21 protein-coding genes and 1 pseudogene are annotated in these 24,198 nt (G+C 38.4%); 11 read left to right on the forward strand and 11 right to left on the reverse strand.

Annotated elements, in window-relative coordinates; all coding sequences use genetic code 11:
- Positions 1-86 precede the first annotated feature (86 nt).
- The 6 genes from KG708_RS05420 (at position 87) to nagB (ending at position 6,826) form a co-directional block, all read left to right on the forward strand.
- A complete protein-coding gene (locus KG708_RS05420; protein ID WP_213608441.1) occupies positions 87-1,049 on the forward strand; it encodes a DUF4862 family protein in 963 nt (320 codons plus the stop codon).
- Between the two features lie 95 nt (positions 1,050-1,144).
- Positions 1,145-1,849, forward strand: coding sequence for a transcriptional regulator NanR (locus KG708_RS05425; protein ID WP_008108685.1), 705 nt, complete (start codon positions 1,145-1,147; stop codon positions 1,847-1,849).
- 132 nt (positions 1,850-1,981) lie between these two features.
- Positions 1,982-4,420 (forward strand): sodium:solute symporter, encoded by a 2,439-nt coding sequence (locus KG708_RS05430; protein WP_301003290.1) that lies wholly within the window; start codon positions 1,982-1,984, stop codon positions 4,418-4,420.
- Positions 4,421-4,441: 21 nt separating this feature from the next.
- Positions 4,442-5,143, forward strand: coding sequence for an N-acetylmannosamine-6-phosphate 2-epimerase (locus KG708_RS05435; protein ID WP_213608442.1), 702 nt, complete (start codon positions 4,442-4,444; stop codon positions 5,141-5,143).
- A 2-nt stretch (positions 5,144-5,145) separates the two neighbouring features.
- Positions 5,146-6,018: an ROK family protein gene (locus tag KG708_RS05440; RefSeq protein ID WP_213608443.1), complete on the forward strand. Its 873-nt coding sequence runs from the start codon at positions 5,146-5,148 to the stop codon at positions 6,016-6,018.
- A gap of 1 nt (position 6,019) precedes the next feature.
- Positions 6,020-6,826, forward strand: coding sequence for a glucosamine-6-phosphate deaminase (nagB, locus tag KG708_RS05445; RefSeq protein WP_213608444.1), 807 nt, complete (start codon positions 6,020-6,022; stop codon positions 6,824-6,826).
- 51 nt (positions 6,827-6,877) lie between these two features.
- On the opposite strand, the gene KG708_RS05450 is transcribed toward nagB, so the two are convergent.
- Entirely contained in the window at positions 6,878-7,123 is a 246-nt protein-coding gene (locus KG708_RS05450) for a YfhL family 4Fe-4S dicluster ferredoxin (RefSeq protein WP_213608445.1), read from the reverse strand.
- Positions 7,124-7,245: 122 nt separating this feature from the next.
- On the opposite strand from KG708_RS05450, the gene KG708_RS17520 reads away from it, so the two are divergent.
- A complete protein-coding gene (locus KG708_RS17520; RefSeq protein ID WP_257720507.1) occupies positions 7,246-7,368 on the forward strand; it encodes a hypothetical protein in 123 nt (40 codons plus the stop codon).
- Positions 7,369-7,416: 48 nt separating this feature from the next.
- Here KG708_RS17520 and KG708_RS05455 read toward each other — a convergent pair whose 3' ends face one another.
- Both KG708_RS05455 and KG708_RS05460 read right to left on the reverse strand, forming a co-directional pair.
- The gene (locus KG708_RS05455) at positions 7,417-8,031 is read right to left on the reverse strand and encodes a class I SAM-dependent methyltransferase (protein ID WP_213608446.1); all 615 of its coding nucleotides are present in this window, start codon (positions 8,029-8,031) and stop codon (positions 7,417-7,419) included.
- A gap of 36 nt (positions 8,032-8,067) precedes the next feature.
- A complete protein-coding gene (locus tag KG708_RS05460) occupies positions 8,068-8,574 on the reverse strand; it encodes an FAD/NAD(P)-binding oxidoreductase (protein ID WP_301003291.1) in 507 nt (168 codons plus the stop codon).
- Between the two features lie 273 nt (positions 8,575-8,847).
- Here KG708_RS05460 and KG708_RS05465 point away from each other — a divergent pair.
- Positions 8,848-9,812 (forward strand): annotated as a pseudogene (locus KG708_RS05465) (IS30 family transposase).
- Positions 9,813-9,834: 22 nt separating this feature from the next.
- On the opposite strand, the gene KG708_RS05470 reads toward KG708_RS05465, so the two are convergent.
- Genes KG708_RS05470 through KG708_RS05485 form a run of 4 tightly spaced genes read right to left on the reverse strand, consistent with a single transcriptional unit; the run spans position 9,835 to position 12,860 of the window.
- Complete coding sequence (locus KG708_RS05470) at positions 9,835-10,827, reverse strand: bifunctional protein tyrosine phosphatase family protein/NAD(P)/FAD-dependent oxidoreductase (protein WP_213608447.1); 993 nt, start codon at positions 10,825-10,827, stop codon at positions 9,835-9,837.
- Positions 10,824-11,174, reverse strand: coding sequence for a TIGR01244 family sulfur transferase (locus tag KG708_RS05475; RefSeq protein ID WP_213608448.1), 351 nt, complete (start codon positions 11,172-11,174; stop codon positions 10,824-10,826). The genes KG708_RS05470 and KG708_RS05475 overlap by 4 nt, the downstream gene beginning before the upstream one ends.
- A 13-nt stretch (positions 11,175-11,187) precedes the next feature.
- Positions 11,188-12,042, reverse strand: coding sequence for an MBL fold metallo-hydrolase (locus tag KG708_RS05480; protein WP_213608449.1), 855 nt, complete (start codon positions 12,040-12,042; stop codon positions 11,188-11,190).
- Positions 12,043-12,053: 11 nt separating this feature from the next.
- Positions 12,054-12,860 carry a sulfite exporter TauE/SafE family protein gene (locus tag KG708_RS05485; RefSeq protein WP_213608450.1) on the reverse strand — a complete coding sequence of 269 codons (807 nt, stop codon included), beginning with the start codon at positions 12,858-12,860 and terminating at the stop codon, positions 12,054-12,056.
- A gap of 356 nt (positions 12,861-13,216) precedes the next feature.
- On the opposite strand from KG708_RS05485, the gene KG708_RS05490 reads away from it, so the two are divergent.
- A complete protein-coding gene (locus KG708_RS05490; RefSeq protein WP_213608451.1) occupies positions 13,217-13,726 on the forward strand; it encodes a DUF2938 family protein in 510 nt (169 codons plus the stop codon).
- A gap of 192 nt (positions 13,727-13,918) precedes the next feature.
- Here the strand turns inward: KG708_RS05490 and KG708_RS05495 are convergent, their stop codons facing one another.
- From KG708_RS05495 to KG708_RS05510, 4 genes are all read right to left on the reverse strand, one after another.
- Positions 13,919-15,568 carry an ATP-binding cassette domain-containing protein gene (locus KG708_RS05495; RefSeq protein ID WP_213608452.1) on the reverse strand — a complete coding sequence of 550 codons (1,650 nt, stop codon included), beginning with the start codon at positions 15,566-15,568 and terminating at the stop codon, positions 13,919-13,921.
- Entirely contained in the window at positions 15,552-17,276 is a 1,725-nt protein-coding gene (gene cydD / locus KG708_RS05500) for a thiol reductant ABC exporter subunit CydD (protein WP_213608453.1), read from the reverse strand. Before cydD ends, KG708_RS05495 begins: the two co-directional genes overlap by 17 nt.
- A gap of 666 nt (positions 17,277-17,942) precedes the next feature.
- The gene (locus KG708_RS05505; protein ID WP_213608454.1) at positions 17,943-19,103 is read right to left on the reverse strand and encodes an HDOD domain-containing protein; all 1,161 of its coding nucleotides are present in this window, start codon (positions 19,101-19,103) and stop codon (positions 17,943-17,945) included.
- The gene (locus tag KG708_RS05510; RefSeq protein WP_213608455.1) at positions 19,100-21,109 is read right to left on the reverse strand and encodes an EAL domain-containing protein; all 2,010 of its coding nucleotides are present in this window, start codon (positions 21,107-21,109) and stop codon (positions 19,100-19,102) included. The genes KG708_RS05505 and KG708_RS05510 overlap by 4 nt, the downstream gene beginning before the upstream one ends.
- 519 nt (positions 21,110-21,628) lie before the next feature.
- On the opposite strand from KG708_RS05510, the gene KG708_RS05515 reads away from it, so the two are divergent.
- Both KG708_RS05515 and KG708_RS05520 read left to right on the forward strand, forming a co-directional pair.
- Positions 21,629-22,813 carry an FIST N-terminal domain-containing protein gene (locus tag KG708_RS05515; RefSeq protein ID WP_213608456.1) on the forward strand — a complete coding sequence of 395 codons (1,185 nt, stop codon included), beginning with the start codon at positions 21,629-21,631 and terminating at the stop codon, positions 22,811-22,813.
- Positions 22,810-24,198: ATP-binding protein (locus KG708_RS05520; protein WP_213608457.1), on the forward strand; the 1,389-nt coding region annotated here is incomplete at its 3' end. The genes KG708_RS05515 and KG708_RS05520, both read left to right, overlap by 4 nt.

Raw genomic sequence — 24,198 nt, forward strand, 5'->3', positions numbered from 1 at the left:
TGCTTAGTTCTACAGAATAATAATTAGGCTAATAAAAATTGATTATGCTCTGCTGCTACCGCTTTACTACAACTAAAGGAATTAATATGGACATACTTTCAGGCGCATACGCATCTGTTCCCGCTGACTCAAGTTGGGATCAGCAAACCGAGCAACTTTTCTATAAAACATTAAAAGAAGACGTCGCTATTAGTGGGTTGGAAATTCCATTTTCGGGGCAGCTCAACAGGTTTGGTAATGAATGGTTTTATGCACAGTTAAATTCAAATTGGCGCAGTGTAATTACCTGTATCCCAGGGACAATGGCCGAACTTAGGAAAGATCCCTATTTTGGTATTGCTTCAGACAATGAAGTAGGCCGAAGTAAAGCCATTAAATTTTACCAACAAGCGAATCAACAAATTCAACAGTTCAATAGTTATTTTAATAAACAAATGGTTACCCATGTTTTAATCCATAGTGCACCGACAATTAATGAGCAAGTCCCCTCTTCAGTTCGCGCCTTAGTTAAGTCGCTTAACGAATTACAACAATGGGATTGGCATGGTGCTAAACTAGTAATTGAACATTGTGATGCTCAAGTAAATACACAACACAGTGAAAAGGGGTTTATGCGCATTGAAGATGAGATTGATGCTATCACAACGGTTAATAAGCATGCTAAACAGAAGCTCGGCATTTCTATCAACTGGGGACGCTCGGCAATAGAGGCTAAAAGTTGCAATGGTCCTGTAGAACACATAAAGCAGTGTATTAAGGCTGATTTATTAACTGGGCTTATATTTTCAGGTGCCAGCGACACTTCTGATGTTTATGGTGTATGGAAAGATAGCCATATGCCACCTCAATTCAATGACTTTGATTGTATAAATAATCGAGACTCTGTGTTAAATGAAGAACAAGTTAAACGCTGTATGCAATTACAAGCAGGCACGAAATTAGACTTTGTCGGCTGTAAAATATCATTACTTCCTAATAAACAATCGTTAGCAACCAGAATAAAATATATACAAAAAACGCTAGCAATGATAAAAGACTGCATTAATTAAACTTTCCCTTAAATAGGTATATTTTAGGTAGAGTTAGCGAAATAATCGCGCTATGGTACAATAGGTAAATAACCAAATAGTTGATAGGTTTTTAAATGACATTAAAAGTTACTCGCCCAGTTGAACGAAAAAAATTATCTGAAACCGTTGAAGAAGAACTCGAGCGGATGATCAGGCAAGGTGAAATCGCAGAGGGTGATGCCTTACCATCAGAAAGAGAGCTTATGGCTGCTTTTGGTGTTGGTAGACCATCAATTAGGGATGCACTCGCAGCACTTGCACGCAAAGGTCTTGTAAAAATAAGTAGTGGCGAAAGAACCCGGGTTACCCGCCCATCCGCAGATACAATAATTGCTGAACTATCAGGGATGTCTAAAGATTTTTTGGCTCAACCAAATGGTTTAAAGTATTTTGATCAGTTAAGACGTTTTTTTGAGTCAAGCTTAGTAAGGCATGCAGCAGCATCAGCAACACCGAGCCAAATTAAAGAACTCGAAGAAGCGCTAGAGTTAAATGGAAAGTCTATCGAAAATGATAGTCAATTTAGACGGACCGATATTTATTTTCACCGTGTGATAGCCTCTATACCTGGTAACCCCATCTTTTTAGCTGTTCACCAAGCCTTAATGGATTGGCTAATTGACTCGCGTCCAGATCGCATTAATACCGCGGAATTAAATAAAAAAAGTTATGATGATCACGTGGCTATTTTTGAGTGTATAAAAAATGGTGATGTCGAGGGCGCAGATGCGCAACTTTCAGCTCACATAGACTATGTTTTTGATAATTATTATGGCTGATATAAGTACACTTTATAAATTAAAAAAAGGCTAATTTTAGCCTTTTTTGTATCTTAAATGTTAAAAAAATGGATTTATGCCAAACCTAGTGGTATAACAGGTATACACTACAAACAGGTATACAGTTGCACTATGAGAAAAATAATTACATTTTTATTGCTTCTAGCATCAAGCCATTCATTTGCGCAAACACAGTTAAACTGGGACCCCATAAAGGGGGGAGCTGAACACTTAACAGTAAATAAAAATACAGTTTACTTCGCAAATAATGACTCGGTATTTATTTCAAATAGTCATTACAACAAACTGATTAAATTCGATCTGAAAAACAATAATGTTATCTCACTGCTCCCCCTTAGTCCGACTGAGGGTAATAGAGCTGCAGCAATAACTCTGCAATATGGCAAGAAAACGTTTATTTTAGGGGGGAAGTTAGATTCGATTCAATCGACCTTGGTAAATGTGTTGCATTGGAATGAGTCATCTAAAAAATTAGTGTCCTCTCAGTTTACTAACTTACCGCGTCCACTCAAGCAGATCAGTGCACAAATATACGAAGGCAATTTATATTTAGCTGGCTTCGATCAACAATGGTATTTTTTTAAGATTGCAGTTGATGGCGAACAGCGTAATTGGACTCAGCTGAACAGTGATATATTTACATCAAGTAGGACTCGTCAATTAAAGTTAGCAATACAAAATGATGGAAATAAAGACCGAATTTATGCCATTTCTGAAAACTATTCATCTAAAAGTTATGACGCTAACTCAGCGCTATTTATGCATATATTTAACCCTGACACCAATACTTGGGCGCCCATCGTTAATCGTACAGCTAGCCAACTTGTTGAGACGAACTCGTTAATTTATGCTTCCGCTTTAGGCCAGTCTCATTTATTAATTATTACAAAAAATGGTCACGCTAAATCGTTTAATACCATCACAAAAGCCTGGTCAAGCTATGAAAGCTCAAATTATACATTTCATAACATAGTGGCTAATAGAGCGCATACTTATGCTCTAGTCACCGATACAAATACTGCTAAAACAACACTTGTCGAAGGCAAAATTAACAATACAGCTCGTGAATTTGGCTGGCAAAACATGCTGGTATTGGTAGTTTATTTACTATCTGTTGTCATGGTTGGTTTGTATTTTATGTTTAAAAACAAAAATACCGATGACTACTTTAGAGGGGGACAATCTATTCCTTGGTGGGCAGCAGCCTGCTCAATCTATGCCACCATGTTAAGCTCATTAACCTATATAGCACTGCCCGCCATTGTGTATCAAACAAACTGGATACTTCTGATTGGCATTTGGATGATTATTGCCGTTGCTCCAATAGCCGTTTATGTTGCTATTCCATTTTTTAGACAACTAGATGCCACTAGCGCCTACGAATTTTTATCAAAACGATTCAATATGTCAGTACGCCTTTTTGCCAGTGGTTTATTCACATTATTTCATATTGGTCGAATGGGTATTGTAATGGCACTTACTGCGCTGGCTTTATCAGCAGTGACACCAATTAGTGCAACTGAGAGCGTGTTAATTATGGGCGTATTGTGCTTATTGTATTGCACTTTAGGTGGCGTAGAAGCGGTTATTTGGACCGATACGATTCAAACAGTAGTACTACTTATTGGGGCTGTAGTCTGTTTTTTTGTTATTATTGCTGGGTTAGATGATGGTTTTACAAGCTTTATTCAAATAGGCTTTGCAGATGACAAGTTTACCATTGTAAACACCGACTTTAGCTTTGAAAGTATTACCACTTTATCTATTTGGGTAATAATTCTGGGTGGCATTGGGCAAAACTTATCAAGTTATACGGCCGATCAAGCCGTTGTTCAAAGATACATGGTTACTAAAGATCCAGCTGCTGCTGCAAAATCTATTTGGGCCAATGCTATTCTTGCTGCCCCTGGCGCCTTATTATTTTTCTGTATAGGTACGGGCTTGTATGCGTTCTATCAACTTAATCCTGAAAAACTCGATCCGAGTATTCAAATAGACCAAATTTTCCCTACTTTTATTTCTAATGAGCTCCCTATTGGGGTAGCAGGGTTAATTATTGCCGGTATTTTTGCAGCTGCGCAATCAACGGTTTCAACTAGTATGAACTCAATTGCAACCACAATACTTACTGACTTTGTTAGGCCATTTAACTTCGTTAAAAGCGAGAAAGCTTATATGAGCCTAGCGAGAATTTTAACATTTGTATCGGGGGTTTTAGGCACGCTTGTCGGGCTTATATTTATTGACCCTGAAATCCGTTCACTAATGGAAGCTTACTTTAAAGTTATCGGTATGTTTATGGGGGCACTTGGCGGTATTTTTATACTCGGTGCATTGACCAAAAAGGCAAATTCGATTGGCGCTATTGTTGGCATTATTAGCGGAGTGAGCTTAATGATTTCAGCCTGGAAATATGGCTGGGCTAACGGCTACTTGTACGGGACGATTGGCATTCTAACCTGCTTAATTGTTGGCTACTTTGTTAGCTTACTATTTCCTGCCCACAATAAAGATTTAACCCGATTAACCTTGTTTACGATGAAAGACTAAGCAATATCAAGAGTGAAAGTTATGAAAAATTACGCATTAGAAAACGAGCTAATTAATCAGTTAAAAAATAGCTTAATTGCATCATGTCAGCCTGTAGATAATGGCCCAATGGATAAACCTGAGCATATTGTTGCTATGGCATTGGCAACACTTGCAGGAGGTGCAAAAGCATTAAGAATAGAAGGGATAGAAAATGTACGTGCGGTGGCAAAAGTAGTAAATGTCCCGATTGTTGGTATTGTAAAGCGTGATCTTGATGATACTGAAATTCGAATTACACCTTATGTTGAAGATGTAATTGCACTTGCGCAAGCTGGCGCCACCATTATTGCTTTTGACGGTACAGACAGACCGCGACCAGTGGATAGATTAACGTTATTAGCTGAAATTCATAACCAAGGCTGTATTGCGATGGCTGACTGCGCCGATTTTACTGGCGGTAAACTGCTGCATGAGGCTGGCTGCACCTTTATTGGAAGCACCCTCTCGGGGTATTTAAATTTAGCACAAACACCCGATGAGCCAGACTATCAGCTCGTAACTGAGTTGGTCAATGCGGGTGTGAATGTTATTGCTGAAGGGCGCTATAACTCACCAGAACGTGCAGCAAACGCTATAGCCTTGGGTGCACTGTGTGTGACGGTTGGCTCAGCGATTACCCGGATAGAACATATCACCAGTTGGTTTGTAAACAGTATCAACAATGCTCAGGGCGATGCTTAAATATGGATATTGCAATTGATATTGGCGGCACCAAAATAGCGTGTGCCCTTATTGATAACGACCAAATTGTCGACGCTATAAAAGTAGACTCTATCATTCATACAAATATTGATGATTTAGCACCCTATGTATATACACAAATTAAACATTGGGTGGTACAAGCACGCTCAATCAATATTGCCTGTACTGGCCAAGTGAGTCCTGATGCTGTTAATTTTTTATCAGTGCGTCGAAAATTACCATTACAGGCTCAGTTTCGCAGTCTAACGGGTCTACCTGTCACCATTATTAATGACGCCTCTGCAGCTGCTTGGGCAGAGTACGTATTAAATGAGCAACTGAATAATAAAAACTTTATTTATATCACCGTCTCAACAGGTGTTGGGGCAGGTATTGTTTTTAACAACGATATAATAACCTGCGCCGATGGGTTTTGCGCCCATTTGGGTCACACCACAGTTAAAACCCTATCAAATCGACACTACGCTTGCCATTGTGGCCGAGAGAACTGTGTGGAAGCGATTGCCTCTGGCACTGCTATTGCCAAATATGCAAGCCAAGCATTAGGCAAAACGCTCAGCGCAAAAGATGTATTTACAGACTACGCTGAGCACCCAGATATTATGCCTATTATTAACAATGCCGCTGCAGCCGTTGCCGAACTTATATTTAATATGAAAGCTACTTTTGGTAATAACAACGTTGTTATTGGAGGCAGTGTCGGCTTAGCACCATTATTTTTTAACAAGGTGGCTGCAAAAATTCAACACGCACCCGAGATTTATCAAGTCAATTTATTAGCACCTAAATCGGGAGCCAATGCCGATGTTATTGGTGTTCATCACTATGCTAAAAAACAATTAATCGAGAGCTAAAATGCAAGTACTTATATTTGATGATAAAGCCGCTGTTGCCAACAATGCCGCAGAGCTTATTAAAAAGTTAATTAATACTAAACCTAATGCCAATCTAGGGCTTGCAACTGGTAGTACGCCAGTTGATTTATATAAACAGCTAATAGTAAAGCATAAAAACAAAGAGGTTTATTTTAGCCAAGTCAACACCTTTAATTTAGACGAGTATTACGACATTGATGCAAATAGCATCAATAGCTACCGTTACTTTATGGATGAGCAGTTGTTTAACCATATAGATATCGACCCAAAAAAAACCTTTTTACCCACCTGTAATCGTCATCAAGATCCAAGACAACAAGGGGCGATGTTTGAAAAAAAAATCACAGAGCTGGGCGGAATTGATCTGCAATTACTCGGTATTGGTGGCAATGGGCATATTGGCTTTAATGAACCTTCATCCAGCTTTGCATCACGCACTCGCATTAAATCTTTAGCAAAACAAACAATACAAGATAACAGCCGACTATTTACGCCCCAAGAACCGCAACCACATATGGCAATGACCATGGGAATTGCGACCATCATGGAGGCAAAATATGTGTTATTAATTGCCACAGGTAAAAATAAAGCACAAGCAATACAAGATATGGTAAACGGTCCATTATCAGCCAGCTGCCCAGCATCTATATTACAAATGCACCAAAATGCCATAATAATCGTCGATAATGAGGCGGCCAGCTTGCTAGATAATAAAGAATACTTTACGTGGGTGAGTCAACAGAACCAGGAAATTAACGACTCTTATGGTTATTTCCCTGATTTATAAACTAAGAGAGTTTGATGTACTGACCACAACTTAATACACCAAGCGATGCCGTTAACTCATCAATCTCACATACTTTTCCGCCAGTTCATCTAAGCTCTCACGATGATTAGGGTCGGGCTTTATACAATCAATGGGGCATACGCTCACGCAGGTTGGCTTGTCATAGTGGCCTACACATTCGGTGCACTTTGCGGGGTCGATTTGATAAATTTTAGCGCCCATATAAATGGCTTCATTTGGGCACTCGGGGTCGCACATATCACAGTTAATGCATTTGCTGTTTATTAATAAAGCCACTTTCTAACCTCATTGCTTATTACTAGCATAAAATTACAGTCGTAAATTATGCACTTTATTCTTTGTTACTTTATTGATCTCAAACAATAAAAAATTTTGAAATTACTCGACTAATTTCATTCATGCAGCTATTACTTTTTTGGCAAACACTCGACGACTTAACTCGTTTATATGACTTAACAAAAGTGCCAACTCAAGGCAAGAATGCGCCAACGTCTATCGAACAGGTATTAAAGCGTTATTAAATAATATCGATTCAAAGGTTATGTAGTTTGTGTTTTTAATTTTAAGCTTTAATTATGATCTCGATTTAACGCAACGAGTTGCAATGTATTACTTTTACCACAGTGATAAACCCCTTCACTTATTTGTCGCTCTACTTCATGAAAAATAATAAATGAAAGTGCTGAAAAATCATTAATAAACATTGGTTGAGTATATAAAAGCGATTCGTCTTTTGGGCCACCAGTGTTGTTATTAAGTTGCAAAGGCGTATACCCTTCAATTATAAGTACACCATTTTCTGATAATCCAGACACACACTGAGAATGCACCTGCCTTCTAATTGCTGGTGGAAGGTGTGCAAATATCATAATAATTGCATCCCAGCTATTTGCAGCTATTTGATACTGTGACAGATCACTGAGGACAGTTGTTATCTCAACTTGTTGCTCTTGTGCTAAGGCTTTAGCCTTAGAAAGGGCGGCACTTGAAAAGTCAACTAAAGTAACTTCGTAACCTAGCTTGGCTAGATAAACAGCATTACGCCCTTCCCCTTCAGCTAAACACAATATTTTTTCGCCCGTAATGTAATGTGTATTTGCTTTTAAAAAATCATTAGGCTCTTTGCCATAAGCATAGTCACTTGATGCAAATCGGTCGTCCCAAAAGTCAACAGGATTATTCATTATTAAGCCTTATTGTTATCAAAGTTAGTAGGGTTGTTAGTCTGATTTATCTGATAACTTCTCTGGTTTTGCCATCCACTCTCTGCCTTTTAACATGCCTAACCAATAAATAGGCGGCAACAACTTTTCTTTTAGTAGCCAAGCAAGTCTAGATGGGCGTTTACCATTAATAATCCATGACGGAAAGCTATTAATTACTTTACCACCATAACCAAATTCAGCTAAGACTACTTTTCCAACTTCAACAGTCAGTGGACAGCTACCATAGCCGTTATATATAGCTTGATGTTTAGAGAGTCCTCTTGCATATAAAAGGTTTGTTGCGACCACAGGGGCTTGCATTCTGGCCGCTGCTGCTGTTTTTGCGTTTGGGGCATTAGTTGCATCGCCTAGCGCAAAAATATTACTAAACTTTTTATGTTGCAGTGTAAATTGGTCAACATCTATCCAGCCACTTTCATCAACAAGCGGGCTTACTTTAATAAAATCTGGAGCAGATTGAGGGGGCACGACATGTAACATATCAAACTTAACTGTTTGCAAAGATTCGTTTTCGCCCTCAACCACTTTAAATGTGGCTATTTTTTGTTTGCCATCAACCGCAATTAATTCATGACCAAAGTGCGTGTTGACGCTGTACTTTTTAATATACTCTAATAGCGCGGGTACATACTCTTTAACACCAAACAGTACGTCTCCTTTGTTATAAAACGCTATGTTTATATTATCCTAAATTCGGATAATAAGTGCAATTTCTCAGATTAGATGGCCAGCTGTTATAATTCGGCCATTTTCTCGCCAAAGGAAATTGCTTTAATGAAATATAAACAGCTGACACAAGAAGAAAGATACCAGATTTACGCGTTAATAAAAGCAGGAAATAACCAAAACAAATTGCTGATGAACTAACTCGTTCACCGTCATCATTTCCAGAGAGTTAAAACGCAATAAAGGGCTTAAAGGCTATCGGCCTAACCAAGCCAATAATTTTGCAGAGCAAAGACGCAAATCATCTTTCAAAGCAAGTAAGTTAACAGATGAAGTTACTGAATGGATTAATAAATTGTTGCTTAACGGACTTTCGCCAGAGCAGGTGGCAGGTCGCTTAGCTTTAGAGAAAAGGTCGTTTTACATCATGAAACGATTTATCAATATATTTACAGGGACAAGGCGCGTGGTGGTGAACTACATAAGACACTCACTCGTGCATGTAAAAAGTATAAAAACGCTATGGAAGCTACGATAAACGTGGGCAGATAGTTAATCGAGTCAGTATTGATGAACGCCCAAGTATTGTGGATGCAAAGTCTAGGATTGGTGATTGGGAGGGTGACACAGTGATAGGCAAAGGGCGTAAAAATGCCTTTGTCACAATGGTTGAACGTAAAACGTTATATACAATCGTTCACAGAATTGAAAGCAAACATGCGCAAATAACAGCCGATGCGCTGATAAAGTGTATGACACCATATAAAGATAAGGTTATTACCGTGACTTTAGATAATGGAAAAGAGTTTGCTTACCATGAGCATATTGCACAAAAATTAGAAGCGGATGTGTATTTCGCTCACCCATATTCATCATGGGAGAGGGGCATAAATGAGAATACCAACGGCTTACTCAGGCGCTTCTTCCCTAAGGGAACTGACTTTATGGCGCTAAGTGAGTCAGAAATACAGGCGGCAGTTGATAAGCTCAACCATCGGCCAAGAAAGACAAGAGGATATAAAACTCCTCATGAATTATTTACCGGGCAATCAGAAGTTCTGGTGGCTGCATAATGATTGCACTTAATACTTGAATTCAAGTATTTATAACTTTATTTTTAAACCAATAATCAGATGATAAATACATGGCTTTTTGGGGCGCTCCGGCGCACTTTATCGGCATGGGTGGCTGGGAAAACACCGCTTTACCGTGCTTGAGATTTTGCACTAGTTCCCAAGTGTAAGGGGCCAAGTCGTATCGGTAGTTTGAGGTGACTCCGTTTTCACCTAATGTTTCGCTGAGCCCATCAATTTTATGCCAGTCGAGCTTAATGCCAGGGCATACTACTAAGTGTTCATATTTTACTGTTCTACACCCATCAATTATTACCACGTTTTCATCGGGTATAAATGCAGCTGCCGCAGCTTTAAGCCACTTTACACCATTGGGGATCACCGATGCTGTTGTTTTAACCGTTTGCTCAGGTGTAAATACGCCTCGGCCAACTAATGTCCATCCTGGTTGATAATAATGTATTTCGTTGGGCTCAATAATTACTATGTCACTCTCTGGTGAACGAGACTTAATACTGGCAGCAACAGCAACCCCTCCTGCGCCAGCACCTATTATCACAATAGGGTAAGAAAAATCAGGGGCGCTAGTGTGCGTTTCACCATTATTTTTTAAACGCCTAATAACACCGCTTAAATCGTATCCCGCCTTTTGTGATAAATTTAAAATCTCTTCATATGAGTAGGTTTTTGGTGCGCTCATCGCCCATAGCGTAATTGAGCGAGTGCCGGTTCTGCAATACGCTAAAACAGGTTTCGGCAAGTCTCTAACAATATTTTCAAAGTTTTTAATATCATCATCGGTCACCTTACTACTTACAACAGGTAAGTAATGGCAATTTAAGCCTAAATTATTTGCTTGTTTTTCTATTGCAGCAAAACTAATTTGATCAGCCCCCTCACCATCAGGTCTATTACAGACAATAGATTTAAAGCCTTGCTCTTTTATATGCTGCAAATCGTTCAGCGTTATCTGTGCTGATACAGATAACTCAGGTGTTACTCGCTTAAAGGTCATAATCGTTCACCCTCACGATTTGCACTAACCATTGAATAAAGAATCCCTGAACGAGTGCCCGTTCTGCAATATGCAAGAATAGGTTTTGGTAGCTTACTAAGGGCAAACTCGAATTCTTGCTTGTTTTCTTCTGTAATAGCACCGCTAATGACTGGTAGATAATAAGTTAATATACCAAGCTCATGAGCTTGTTCATTAATAGAAGAAAATGAGGGCTGTGTTTCGCACTCACCATCGGGTCTGTTACAAATAATGCTCTTAAACCCCATTTTTAATATTTCCGTACAGTCTTCAATACTTATTTGGGGTGAAACTGATACCTCATTAGATAATTTTTTAATGTCCATAACATCTCTCCCTCTAGATTGCATTTACAGGAATTTTAATGAACGGTTTACCGGTTTGTGCTGAAACTAAAAACTGACCATTGCGCAAATTACATTGAATTGCGGGGAGTAGTAATTTAGGCACAGCTAAGGTTGCATCTCTTTTTTCACGCTTAGCGATATACTCTTGCATGGTGATACTTGGCGATATCTGTACATTTTCAGATTTAGCTTGCGCAACCGAAATGCAAGACAGAGGTAATGCACCGGCCTTAGGGTAATCATGGCCTAAGTACATTTTAGTATCGTCACGTAAGGTAAAGAAACGTTGAATGGTGTTATATAAATCTTCAGCGCTGCCGCCGGGAAAATCACAGCGAGCAGTCCCAAGGTGTGGGGCAAAAATGGTGTCACCAACAAAAATCGAGTTAGCAACTAAATAGCTTGCGCAAGCAGGTGTATGACCCGGTGTATGCCAGACGGTTACATTGAGATCACCAATTTTAAATGTATCACCTTCTTCAAATAATACATCAAACTGGCTGCCATCACTTGGGACATCGTCACACATTTCAAATACGGGTAGCCAGGTGCTTAATACGGTTTTAATCCCACTGCCAATACCTATTTTGCCACCCACCTTTGTTTTTAAGTAGTGAGCCGCTGTTATGTGATCTGCATGAACATGGGTTTCTAAAATCCATTCATTATGTAAATTATTGCTTTTAATAAACTCAATCACTTTATCTGCATTCACCGTTGATGACTTACCTGAGAAAGGGTCGTAATCAAGCACTGGATCAATAATGGCGCATTTGCTTGTTGCTTCATCAATGATGAGATAAGTAAATGTAGCTGTGGTTGTGTCGTAAAATGTTTCAACGTTCATAATTGTTCCTTTTAAATTAACTCTTTAGAAATAATAAAAATGGCGATAACCAAGGTGAAAAATGCAAAGAATTTTTGCAATGAAGCACTGTCTAATTTACTGGCAACTTTTGTTGAAACAGCCATACCAATAAAAGTCGCAACTAGCATTAATCCAAGCAGTGGAATATCCAGTGTAATACCCGCTTGTAAATCACCAACAAACCCGAGTAATGATTTAAGCGCAATTATAAAAAGTGAAGCGCCAACCGCGTTTTTCATTGGCATGCCTAAAAACAACACAAGTGCAGGTATAATTAAAAATCCACCTCCTGCGCCTAGCACCCCAGTTACTAAGCCAACCACTGCGCCTTCAGTCATTATTAAAGCCGTTTTAGAACTTGGGTTTACGGTATTAGTTGTCGTAGTCGTTGCAGTTTGAGATTTGTACGCTTTACGTAGCATCATTACAGCCGATGCCAACATTAAAATGGCAAATAAAACCATAATTGCTGTGTTTTTGGTTATATGCACTGGCGATAACAGTATGTCGTCGGGGATATTTGGCATTAAGAAGGCGCGAGTAAGGTATACGGCTACAATTGACGGAATTGCAAAAAGTATTGACGCTTTTATATCAACTAGCCCTTCACGAAAATAGCGAATAGCACCAAAGGCAGCAGTAGCGCCAACTAAAAGCAATGAATAGCCGGTCGCGATATCTGGCGAAACTCCCATTAAATAAACGAGTATAGGCACCGTTAATATAGAACCGCCCCCTCCTATCACGCCCAAAATAAGCCCCATAAATACGGCCATTACATAACCAAGTAAAATCATACCACCACCAAATAAACCAAAAGGAATATAATATAATTAAATGTTATAACAAGTAATGACGGAGATGTCTAATTTAAAAACACGAACTGCGTCATCGTTTTTATAAAACAGGCTAAAAACATCAAAAGCCAACCAACAACAAACACATAAACCACTGATTTTTAATATTTAAATTAACATTAGATAAAACTAATTAAAAAAATACAAAAACAAAAGGATGTCAACCAAAATAAATGTTATATTGTAACGAATCGGTGGGTTTTGAGTAATTAGCATATTACTAGATACAAAGTTCAATGATTTTTAACTTACTTTTATAGCCTTTACAGTTTTACTACTGATATACGGAGTATTAAATGGCATACCTTTTTAAACTTAGTTTTTATTCAATCATATTAGGCGCTATTGCAACCGCGTTGCTCGATCTTTGGAATATAGCCCGGCACTACTTATTTGATACCCCGCTAACTAAATATGAGTTTATAGGCCGATGGATGCTTTATATGCTTGATGGTCAGTTTTACCATGCCTCTATAAAAGCCGCGCAAGCGCTTCCTTATGAGCTAATGGCTGGCTGGATTGGTCACTATTTTATAGGTATGGTATTTGCGGCTCTTTTGTTTTTGTTATTTGGATTGAAATGGCTTGAAAAACCAACATTTAAACCAGCTATAACGGTAGGCATGGTGACGGTGATAGTGCCTTATTTTATTATGCACCCGGGCATGGGAATGGGAATTGCTGGTTACTTAACGCCCAACCCTATGTCTGTTATAACAAAAGTGATCATATCTCATGTTGTTTTTGGGGTTACGCTTTACCTTGGTGGACACTTAATAAAACGAATGAAACTAAGGCCTGCATGATCCGGTAACATTCAAGGCTTTTAATAATGCATTTGCTTGCGCTTGGCGTAAGCAAATGCATTATTAACAAGGCGAAATTTATGACATAGTGTCGCTTACTATGCATAATGTGTAACGCTCGTAGCGATTTATTTACTAATCAAGCTAAACTCTGGGTAATCATGGTTTTAACAAAATTAGGATACGCTTAGGTTAATCTAATTTAACAGTGACCCCTTGCTGATGCGCCTTTAAAAATAAGGGCTGCTCATGCGTTAAAATTATTAGCGTTTTAGTGTCTAACCAAGGTGTCATATTTTCCCAAATTCTCATTGCCATGGTCTCATCAACATTACTAAAAGGCTCATCTAAAATCACTAATTCAGGGTGTCGAAGTAATAACCTAGCTAAACAAATGCGCCTTGCTTGTCCGCCGGATACAACCCCTCCGGTTTCACCCAACCAATAATTTAAACCATCGGGTAAATTAATCGCCCACTCGTATAGCTCTACTGTTTTTAGAGCTGACCAAATATCTGCCTCTGAAATGTTATCTAAACCCACAATCAAATTGTAACCAAGTGTTCCTGAAAAAATAGCATCATTTTGAGGCAGATAGCTCACTTTTTCATACCAGTTATTAGGTGCTATATCCTGCAGGTTTAGTTGGTTAACATAAATACCACCATGCGCTGCAGTGACGCTTTCGATACCCATTAATAAATTAGCAAACGTTGATTTCCCTGTACCTGAGCGGCCAATAATTGAAACACACTGGCCGTGTTTTATAGATAAGCTCAAAGGTGTATCTAGGCTTTTAGGTATTTTAATATGATTGTGTATATCAATTTGAATATCGCTCAGGGGCTTAAGCTCTTGGTATTTTTTTGATGCATTAGCATGGGTTAACGTTGTCAGTTTTGTCGCAGCAAACGATGTATGCCCCCAAGTGCTAAAATGATTAGGTAAACTTTGAATAACCTCATAAGCGCCTATCAGCATCATTACAAACATAATTGCTTGTGCCTCACTTATCAGCTGCTCATTAACTGCAAAAAAAACACTCACAACCACAATAAATAGCGCTATATTTAGCATAGAATCAAAAATCAGCTGAACATTGGCTATTCTTGCATTTAAGGTTTCTTGTAACCTATTAAATAATGTCAATTCATTAACGATTTTTTGCTCATGCTGTTGCATTAAACCTATCGACTTAAGCTCAAAGGCACCATTTAGGTGCTCAATTATTTTTTGCCTAAACTCATCCATCATAGTTGCATATTTATAAGAAAGCTCAGCTGTAAGCTTAATTGTAAGCGCGATTACTGCGGTCATGCCGATCAGTAAAAACACCGAAAAATATAATGCCAATTCAAACCAAATAAAGCTGGTAAAAACAGTAAGTAAAAAAATGAGTAATACGGAAATAATTGGCGGAATAATATAACGAAGTAGCAAACTATCAAGGGCATCTAAATTGACAGTAAGTTTACTTAGCCACTCGCTATCCGTGCGCGCCCTTAACTGCTCAATAGACTGCTTAGTGAGATTGTTAAAAAGAGATAATCTAAAAACAGCTATTAATCTTAAAATAGTGTCGTGGTTATAAATTCTTTCTATATAACGTGAAATGGTTCTGCTCAATGCAAAAAAACGAATACCAGAGCCCGGAATATATAAATTTAAAATACTGGCAATACCTAAACTTATTGCAATACCTGTCAATGCTGTTGCGGTAATAAACCAACCCGATAACATTAATAAACTCACGCCAGAAATGGCCGTTAGCAATGCCCAAAAAACACCTAAAAATAAACGCTTTTGCTGGCTTTTATATAAAAGCTTAAACCAATACTTCATTGTTACCTTCCGTGTTTATAGGCGATAAATCTAAATGGGCATCAGCAATACTTAAAAGTAATGGATCATGCGAGGCTACAATTAATATGCGTTCTTTTTTAAGTATTTTGAGTGCACTTATAATGTATTTTTTACTTAATACATCGAGCTTTGACGTTGGCTCATCTAATAAAATCAGGGGGGCTGGGTTTAATAGTACCCTTGCAATGCTAATGCGCTGAATTTGTCCACCAGATAAACCTTGTCCATGCTCACCAATAAGAGTATCTAGCCCCGTATGTTTATCTAATAACTCTTTATCAAGGCCAACAGTACAAAGTACATCAAGCATTTGAGCACGGGTAGCATTAGGTGCTAACGCTTTTAAGTTATTAAAAACGGTATCATTTTTTATCCATCCTCGTTGTGGTAAGTACGCAATAGGTGCCGCTTGTGGATAAATACTCATACGGCCGGCTAACGGTGCAGTATACCCCGCAAGCGTGTTTAACAGTGTTGACTTACCTGTGCCCGAGGGCCCAGTAATACTTAACATGTGTGCCTGTTGTATATTAATATTAATTTTATGAGGAAGAGGTGACTGGCGGCTATACCCTATGACTACGTTTTGCAAATTAACCTCAATGTGTTGCTTAGCCTCAAGCGTGACAGTGCTAACAGTATGTTTTTCGTTTGTATTGTTGTTTTCATCATCAAGCGCGTTATCAAGTAATAACACGAGGTTGTTCGCAGAGCCTAAAGCGGTTGCTCTGTCATGGTAAAATGCGGCTAAATTTCTAAGCGGCTGAAAAAATTCCGGCGCTAAAATTAAAATTGCTAACCCTGAAAATAAAGTGAGTTCGCTTGCAGGTCCCCAGTCAATAGCGCCATAAAGAGAAAAGCCAATGTATATAGCTAAACTTGCAATCGCCACACTGGTAAAAAACTCTAATACCGTTGATGATAAAAACGCCAGCTTAAGCGTTTTCATGACGACTTTTCTATACCCTGCACTATTTTCCTTAACCTCGTTGTAAATGGCATTTTCTGCGCGCAGTAATTTTATATAGTCAAGGTTTGCTACTCTGTCTAAAAAGTGCCCGGCCAAACGCTGACGGATCAATGAATATTTTTGATTTACTTTTTCAGCTCCCATGCCCACCAAAATCATAAATAATGGGATCAAAGGTGCTGAAATAAGCAATAGCAATGCCGATAACCAATCAAACCAAGCAATAACACTTAAAATAAGCATAGGTGCTATAACGGCTAAGTTTTGTTGCGGCCAATACCTAGAAAAATAACTATCCATAGACTCAACTTCTTCTATCCACTGAGTTGCAGAGGCACCTGCTGAGTGTTTTTTTAGCGATAACGGGCTGGAATTCCGCCATTTAGCTAAAATAGATAGCCGAATATCATTTCTGATCCTCACACTTGCCTTTTGACTCAAATGAACTTGTAACCTTGTAAATAAAGGTTGGCCAATTAGTGAGGTAAAAAGCACGATAAGGGAGCCATATAAATCATTTAATTGTGCTTTTTCAATGAATAAGGTTTGCGCCAAATAGCTAAAAGTAACCCACTGAATTAAAAGAAGTAACGTTGAGACAGTTCCTGACAATACAGCCGCATAAAGTAAAAATGACTGTTTTTTACTGTAGCGTTTTAAAAATTGCTTGCCAGTGAGAGCAGAACTCTCACCGACGGATTTATTTTTTTTGAACATATTGGGTCTGTTGATCTTTCAAGGTTAAATTTACCGCAGTCTGTTTGGTATTTAGGCTAGGCAGAGCCTATGTGGTGTTATTCCCCATCAATAGGCGATAACGCAGCATCAATGCCAAACAGGCGCTGCCCGAAGGGTTCTTCTGCCTAGGGCCGATTTACGCTTTGTTACCACCATGGATGGTGGTAAGGGGCGTGAGCAGGACGCACAAGCTTTGCTCGGTTTTAACTTAACCTGAACTGTGGTTAAGAGATTTACTAAAATATTGAATCAAAATGATATTTATGTTTATTTTCTCTAGCCAGAGATTTTCAGTGAAAACAAAGCGAAATTACGCGTCAATAGCTAGTCTATTGCAAGTAAATTCAACGCAGTTAGCGCTGAAAATAGCTGCTTGAGATAGATTTATTATCCACAGTTCAGGTTACTTATTCTTACATGGATGTAAGCCAGTAGAATAACGCAGGAGCAGTTATCGAGCCCACTAGGTTACAAACCTCTTGGGGCGATTAAACCGCCCCTAGTTCGAACAAATTTCAATCCGCAAAGGTCAACAGACCCTGAACTAAAGTCGATAAAATACAAAGCGGGAAGGAGGAGCAGAAAAGTCTGTGAAGAGATGATTATTGGAATTCGGGCTATTTTGCAGATCTATTTTATGCACCATTAAGTTAAGAGATAACTTTCCCAATCAAATTCACTAATAACTTTACAGAGTGTCGCGTCTACCTCGTAGAGCTCACAATATAAACGCAGCTGCGAAGGTGTTTGTGCATAAAATAAAATTTGTCTAACAATAAATAATGTATGATTGAGCGGGATCAGCGTATTATCATCAGTACCTGCCAAATCGTGGCAGCTCATCAGTAAACTACACATATTAGTGTCATATCCCCACAACTTTAAAACATAGGCCGAAATAAAGTGAGAACAAGTATATTGATCACTCATAGTTTTTTCATATTCAATACACGCTTCACTTTCGCCTTGAGACAGTAAAATAATTTTGCCAACAAAACTCAATAAAGCCACTGAAAATAATAGCTCTTGATCGTGCAAATCAAAACCCACTTGTTTAGCAAAACGCTTAACACAACTGGCATAATTCGCAGCTATATCCAATTGCTTTTCATGAACAGCCGTAGGAATGGATGATTCAAAATTTTTGCCCACCAATAAAGAAGTGGTGATAGCCATTAATATCGTTGTTCCAAGCCTAGATACTGCTTCATCTATTGACGATGTTGGCCTAACAAAGCCAAGATAAGCCGAATTTGCAAGTTGTAATAATTTAGCCGTTATTATGGGCTCTTGAGAAACAACATGCGTAATATCATGTAAATCAAACTCATTACTTTGTACTAAGTCTCTGAGTTCTTTTAAAATGATTGGGTAAACAGGAAAGCTAATCATAGCCCCTAACTGCCTGCGCACATTAAAGGCAAAGGGCAATGACTTTAATGCTGCTACATTATTAAAAAGTGAAGTGATATCTGCTTGATTAAACGGTTTAGCCAAATATGCATGAACGACATTTGGCTGTCGCATCATGGTACTGAGGGACATATCACCGGTAAGTAATGCCCTTACAGGATAGGGGTTTTGTGAAATACATTGCTCTAGAACATCCAGCCCATTCATTTGTGGCATTAAATAATCACTCAATACTAAATCTATGTCATCCTTGGTCTTTAACAGTTGCCAAAACTCATCTATGTCCGATGTTGTCATAATCTCAACATCTTCAAAACTTCGTTGAATAGTTCTTTGTAATACTTTTAATAAAAAAGCATCGTCATCTAATATGACTACCGCTATCGAACTCATTGCACACCTTGACTATTTAAATGGTCTAAATAACGACAAAAATCATCTTGTTCTAAAGGCTTACAATAGTAATAACCTTGTATGTAGTCACACCCTAACTTTTTAATTAACTCACATTGGAAGGCTGTTTCAACGCCTTCAGCTATCACTTTTAGGTTTAGATCATGTGACATACGCGTGATATTACGAACCATGCTTTGCATCGCTAAAGACGACTCAATATTAGTAATAAGGCTTTTATCTAATTTAACACCATCTACTGGCAGCTTAGAAAGGTAGCCAAGTGATGAGTAACCTACACCAAAATCATCTATTAATAGCTTAAACCCTAGCTCCCTCAACCTAACTAACTGTTGTTCACAGGCACTAAAATCATCTATTAAGTAGGTTTCTGTTAACTCAAACATTAACTGTGATGACTCTAACCCATTAATCGTTAAACATTCAAGCATGTAATCAATCCACTCTGGATCATCTTTTAATTGCCTTGCAGACAAATTAATAGCCAGCGCACGTACGCCAATGTGGTTATCTGCCCAATATTTTAGCGTTTTACAACTTTGAGAAATAACCCAGCGCCCAATTGCTATAATTTGACCATCGCATTCGGCTATCGGAATAAAGTGATCCGGTGCAACCCAGCCATGCTTTTTCGGCTCATACCAACGGATTAATACTTCGGCACTAAACACTTGTCCTGTTTTAGTGTCAATTTTTGGTTGAAAACGCAATGACATTTCATTTTTACTTGCCGCAGTTAATAACAAACGGCTTAACTCAAAATTCTTTTTATAATCTGCGACTAGTTCAGGATCAAAGCGAGAAAAAATACGCTGCTGCTCACCTGCTTGGTAATTCATAGTTAACTGCATTTGGTTAACGAGTTCTTTTCCCTCTAGATTATCTTCGGGGAACAACCCATACACACCATAAAGCCGCACCTGAGCATCCGTATACTTACTTGGTAGTATTTTACTCAGTTCATCCATTGCTTTATTTAGATCAATTAAAATTTCACTATCTGATTTAATATCAGGAACACACACTACAAACCGATCGGCGCTTTTATGAAGAATTTTCACCGGTTTGTCAGACACCCCTTTCAGCACTTTTAAAACTAATTTTATAAGGTAGCTACCATCTTCTGGCCCTAACAAATCATTGATTAATTGAAATTGTGCAATATCAACACACACTAAAGCAAAATATTCTTTATTCGCTTCGCTAAGTGTCAAATGATGGTAAAAGTCAGACTCGTTAGTCACAACGGACTGTGCGCTTGAAAGCTGAAAACAATTACTCACGCTCTTTGTGTGAGTTGATAACTTTAAAAGCTGGCAAAAATCGTCAGATAAACAACGCTCTATCATAACTTCTTCGCTTTTAGTGAGATCTGAGGTGTTAGCATAATTAATAAAAAGTGCACTACTTTGCTTATCAACAAATGACTGACTTACTGATTTGTCGTGCATGGCATCTAAATTGGCTAAGTGTTTGTTTTCGTATAAATGAATATCGGGAATAATGGTAGCGGCGGGTGCATTACAACGAATAATAATGCCGTTATTATCTATTTCTACTAATGCCGACATACTGGCTATTAATAACTGCTCTCTGACTCTTTTAGCTCGGCGTTGTTCGTATTTCATTTGCGCTTCGCTAATATTCTCCAATAGCTCACTATCAATCCACGGCTTTTCTAAAAAGCGAAATACTAATCCCTGATTTAATAACTCAACCACTGACTTAAAATCAGCGTAACCGCTCAGCACTAAATTTACGCAATCGGGCCAATTATTTTTAACTTGTCGTAATAAATCGGCGCCATTCATCTGGGGCATTCTAAAGTCAGTAATGATAAGTTCAATTTGATTGGACTTTAGTATTTCAAGTGCTTCAACCCCACTAGAGGCAGTGACAACATGATACCCTGTTCGAACAAGTACACGCTTTAAAGATTTTAGTACATTGGGTTCATCGTCTACTAACAATACTCGACAAGCCATTCTTTACCCCCCAAAAAGAGTTATATCGCCAATTAAATTATTAACATTGCTTATCAATGCATCGTTACTAAATGGATTAGATGTATGTACATCCCCCGTATTAACGGCATCAATTAATTGAGTTTAAGCCCCCCGAAATAACCAATGGCTACTATCTCTAAAATCTTCGTGAGAACGAATAAAGCGAATCACCTCTATACCACTTAGCCCAGACATAGATAAATTAACTGAGGTTGTTAAGGTATTAGTACAGCAACTTCAAACCCACCAGCTGTCTCAACAGCAGGAACTCGCAATTTCACTCGGTTTTACTGTTTTTAGCACACTTTTATTTTTAGCTTGTTATTAAACCTATAATAACATAAGTTTAACAACAAAAGCGACGTGCAAGGTACTTAAGACATCAGTGACATTATTACCCTAGTAAAACGCAAACTACTAAATAATAGTCTAGACTAAATTTTTAATGGTTAATAATTTAAACGTACTTTTCGACCATTGCCATCACAAGGAGCATCTATGTTCGCCATTGATACTTTTCATGCTCACAGCAGCGATATAGATAAATTTATACAGCCTATAAATCAATTTACTAAAGGCAAACCCGACTTGCTCCTTGGGTTTGCAACAACAGATACGATTAACTACCTTATAAACACACAGCCAAGCATTTTAAAAAATACGCATAATTGCTTACTCATTTCCTCTTGTCTTGGCTCTGCAACTGAAAAAAACCTATCATTAAGCGAGCAAAGCATTAGTTTATTATCCATTAAAGACGCTCAGGGTTGTTATGGTGTTGCTAGCTGCGATTCAAGCGAAAACATAAGACAAAGTGCTTCTCAAACCGTATTAAAAGCCATTGCTAATGCAGGTAAAACAGGACTCGCACCCAAAATGGTTTGGTGCTTTCAAATACCTGGCAACGAAGAAACCGTTCTGCAAGGCATTCAAGATGTAATAGGAAAGCGCATTCCTATTTTTGGTGGCAGCTGCGCCGATAATGATATTTCAGCAAAGTGGTGTTTCAGCAACAATGAAAGCGTATACCAACAGGGCTTTATTGTTGCGGTGCTATACCCAAGTGTAGAAACCTTTGGTTTGTTTAGCTCAGGCTATGATAAAACAGACCAGCAGGGCACAGTTACAGACGTTGATGGTCGCTTATTAAAAACGATTGATCACCAACCTGCATTTAATGTGTATAACCAATGGCGAGAAAATTTAGGGCTAGCACATTTGGCAGCAGGAAATATACTTGCGCAATCAACAATGACCCCTTTAGCGAGAGCCCTCTCTTTAGATGACGAGATACCTAGGTTACTGCTCAGTCACCCAGCAGTTGCTGAAAATGGTACGCTTGAATTATTCTCAAATCTAAATATTGGCGACACTGTCTATCTTGCCTCAGGTAGCCCGGAGCAATTAATCAAACGAGGCGATATTGTTGTTAATTCATTGACTAAATTGGCAGAGCTCCACGCTATAAACAATATTACCGGTGCCATTATTATTTTTTGCGGCGGTTGTATGCTATCAATTAAAAATGCGATGAACGAGGTAAAACAGTCTATCGAGGCACAATTACCGAATACCCCGTTTATTATGGGGTTCACCTTCGGTGAACTTGGTACATTCAGCGATTCAACAAGTAAACACGGCAATTTAATGATTGCATGTGAGATTTTTGGTGGTCCTGCATGAACAGTAACGAAATACTATTAGAGAAACTCCACTTATTACAAGTTCATAATCTTGCACTTGAAGAAAACCGTGCATTTAATAGCCTTATATTAAATGGGTTAGATGCAATAATAAAAAACGACAAAACTGAAACCTTACTCACCGAGTTTTTTGATATTTTGCAGCAAGCGATTGCTTTTTCTGCCGCTATTTTAATTAAAATTAATCCCAATGATAAAACCTCTACATTAATCACAGCATCACACCCGCAAAGCAATGAAATAATTGCAAAACTGAAAATATTAGATAAACCCAACAGAGACATTAAAAATGTATTTAATTTACACCAACTCCCAGATTGGCAAGTAACAGATTCTTTTTGGCATTCGCAGCATGCAATGCTCACCACCCCTGTGAGCACAAGCACACAAAGCTACCAGCTCTATATTTTTTCCGAGACGATCGGGGCGTTTAATCAACATGATATTACCCTAATGCAACGCTTTGTCAGTTTTGCTGGTAATACGATTTCACAATTTGAAAAACGAAACCTGCTAGTTAAACAAAAAGAGATGGAAGAAAAGCAACATAACATAGAGCAAATATTAATAAACTCAGAAAAAATGGCCTCATTAGGACAAATGGCTGCAGGCGTTGCTCACGAAATAAATAACCCTTTGAGCTATATAGTCAGTAACATCCAAAATTTAGCTTATAATATTGATCAGTTCATCGGCTTAATTAGTGAGCTTAAAAAAAACAAGGACATAGCGCAACAACCATTAACACAGGCCCTACAGCATTATCAATTTGATGAATTAAAAACTGACTCTAGCGATATAATTAGTGAAATGAGTGAAGGGGCTGATCGTGTTAAAGAAATTGTGCAAGGGTTAAGACAATTTGCTCATCCGGATCAAACGCAAATTGCTGAGATTGATATTGCAGAGCTTATTGACAGTACATTACGTGTTGCCTGGAACGAAATAAAATACAACGCACATGTTAAAAAAAACTACACCACAGAGCCAATCATCATCACCGGACGTTCGACCCAGCTATCTCAGGTGTTCTTAAATCTATTTTTTAACGCCGCTCAAGCTATTTGTGACAAAGCAGGCGTGATCAGTATTACCACTGAAGCCGATGAACAAAATGCTTATATTACTATTGCAGATAATGGCAGTGGAATTGATAACGTCAAATTAAATAAAATTTTTGACCCTTTTTTTACCACAAAACCAATAGGCCAAGGCACAGGGTTAGGGCTGGCTATAAGTAAAGCAATTATAGAGCAACACTGTGGCCAAATTCGTGTTGAAAGTCAGTTAAATCAAGGGACTGTTTTTTATATTACCTTACCAAAAAAACCGACATTAACTAACAGCGCGCTCTCAATATTAGAT

The organism is Pseudoalteromonas sp., assembly GCF_018402495.1.
In the GTDB taxonomy this organism is placed as follows: Bacteria; Pseudomonadota; Gammaproteobacteria; order Enterobacterales; family Alteromonadaceae; genus Pseudoalteromonas.

What these genes read in the sequence shown, in the direction of transcription:
- KG708_RS05420 (WP_213608441.1), top strand. Translation starts at nt 87, where the DNA reads ATGGACATACTTTCAGGCGCATACGCATCTGTTCCCGCTGACTCAAGT.
- KG708_RS05425 (WP_008108685.1), top strand. Translation starts at nt 1,145, where the DNA reads ATGACATTAAAAGTTACTCGCCCAGTTGAACGAAAAAAATTATCTGAA.
- KG708_RS05430 (WP_301003290.1), top strand. Translation starts at nt 1,982, where the DNA reads ATGAGAAAAATAATTACATTTTTATTGCTTCTAGCATCAAGCCATTCA.
- KG708_RS05435 (WP_213608442.1), top strand. Translation starts at nt 4,442, where the DNA reads ATGAAAAATTACGCATTAGAAAACGAGCTAATTAATCAGTTAAAAAAT.
- KG708_RS05440 (WP_213608443.1), top strand. Translation starts at nt 5,146, where the DNA reads ATGGATATTGCAATTGATATTGGCGGCACCAAAATAGCGTGTGCCCTT.
- nagB (WP_213608444.1), top strand. Translation starts at nt 6,020, where the DNA reads ATGCAAGTACTTATATTTGATGATAAAGCCGCTGTTGCCAACAATGCC.
- KG708_RS17520 (WP_257720507.1), top strand. Translation starts at nt 7,246, where the DNA reads ATGCAGCTATTACTTTTTTGGCAAACACTCGACGACTTAACTCGTTTA.
- KG708_RS05455 (WP_213608446.1), bottom strand. Translation starts at nt 8,031, where the DNA reads ATGAATAATCCTGTTGACTTTTGGGACGACCGATTTGCATCAAGTGAC.
- KG708_RS05470 (WP_213608447.1), bottom strand. Translation starts at nt 10,827, where the DNA reads ATGACCTTTAAGCGAGTAACACCTGAGTTATCTGTATCAGCACAGATA.
- KG708_RS05475 (WP_213608448.1), bottom strand. Translation starts at nt 11,174, where the DNA reads ATGGACATTAAAAAATTATCTAATGAGGTATCAGTTTCACCCCAAATA.
- KG708_RS05480 (WP_213608449.1), bottom strand. Translation starts at nt 12,042, where the DNA reads ATGAACGTTGAAACATTTTACGACACAACCACAGCTACATTTACTTAT.
- KG708_RS05485 (WP_213608450.1), bottom strand. Translation starts at nt 12,860, where the DNA reads ATGATTTTACTTGGTTATGTAATGGCCGTATTTATGGGGCTTATTTTG.
- KG708_RS05490 (WP_213608451.1), top strand. Translation starts at nt 13,217, where the DNA reads ATGGCATACCTTTTTAAACTTAGTTTTTATTCAATCATATTAGGCGCT.
- KG708_RS05495 (WP_213608452.1), bottom strand. Translation starts at nt 15,568, where the DNA reads ATGAAGTATTGGTTTAAGCTTTTATATAAAAGCCAGCAAAAGCGTTTA.
- cydD (WP_213608453.1), bottom strand. Translation starts at nt 17,276, where the DNA reads ATGTTCAAAAAAAATAAATCCGTCGGTGAGAGTTCTGCTCTCACTGGC.
- KG708_RS05505 (WP_213608454.1), bottom strand. Translation starts at nt 19,103, where the DNA reads ATGAGTTCGATAGCGGTAGTCATATTAGATGACGATGCTTTTTTATTA.
- KG708_RS05510 (WP_213608455.1), bottom strand. Translation starts at nt 21,109, where the DNA reads ATGGCTTGTCGAGTATTGTTAGTAGACGATGAACCCAATGTACTAAAA.
- KG708_RS05515 (WP_213608456.1), top strand. Translation starts at nt 21,629, where the DNA reads ATGTTCGCCATTGATACTTTTCATGCTCACAGCAGCGATATAGATAAA.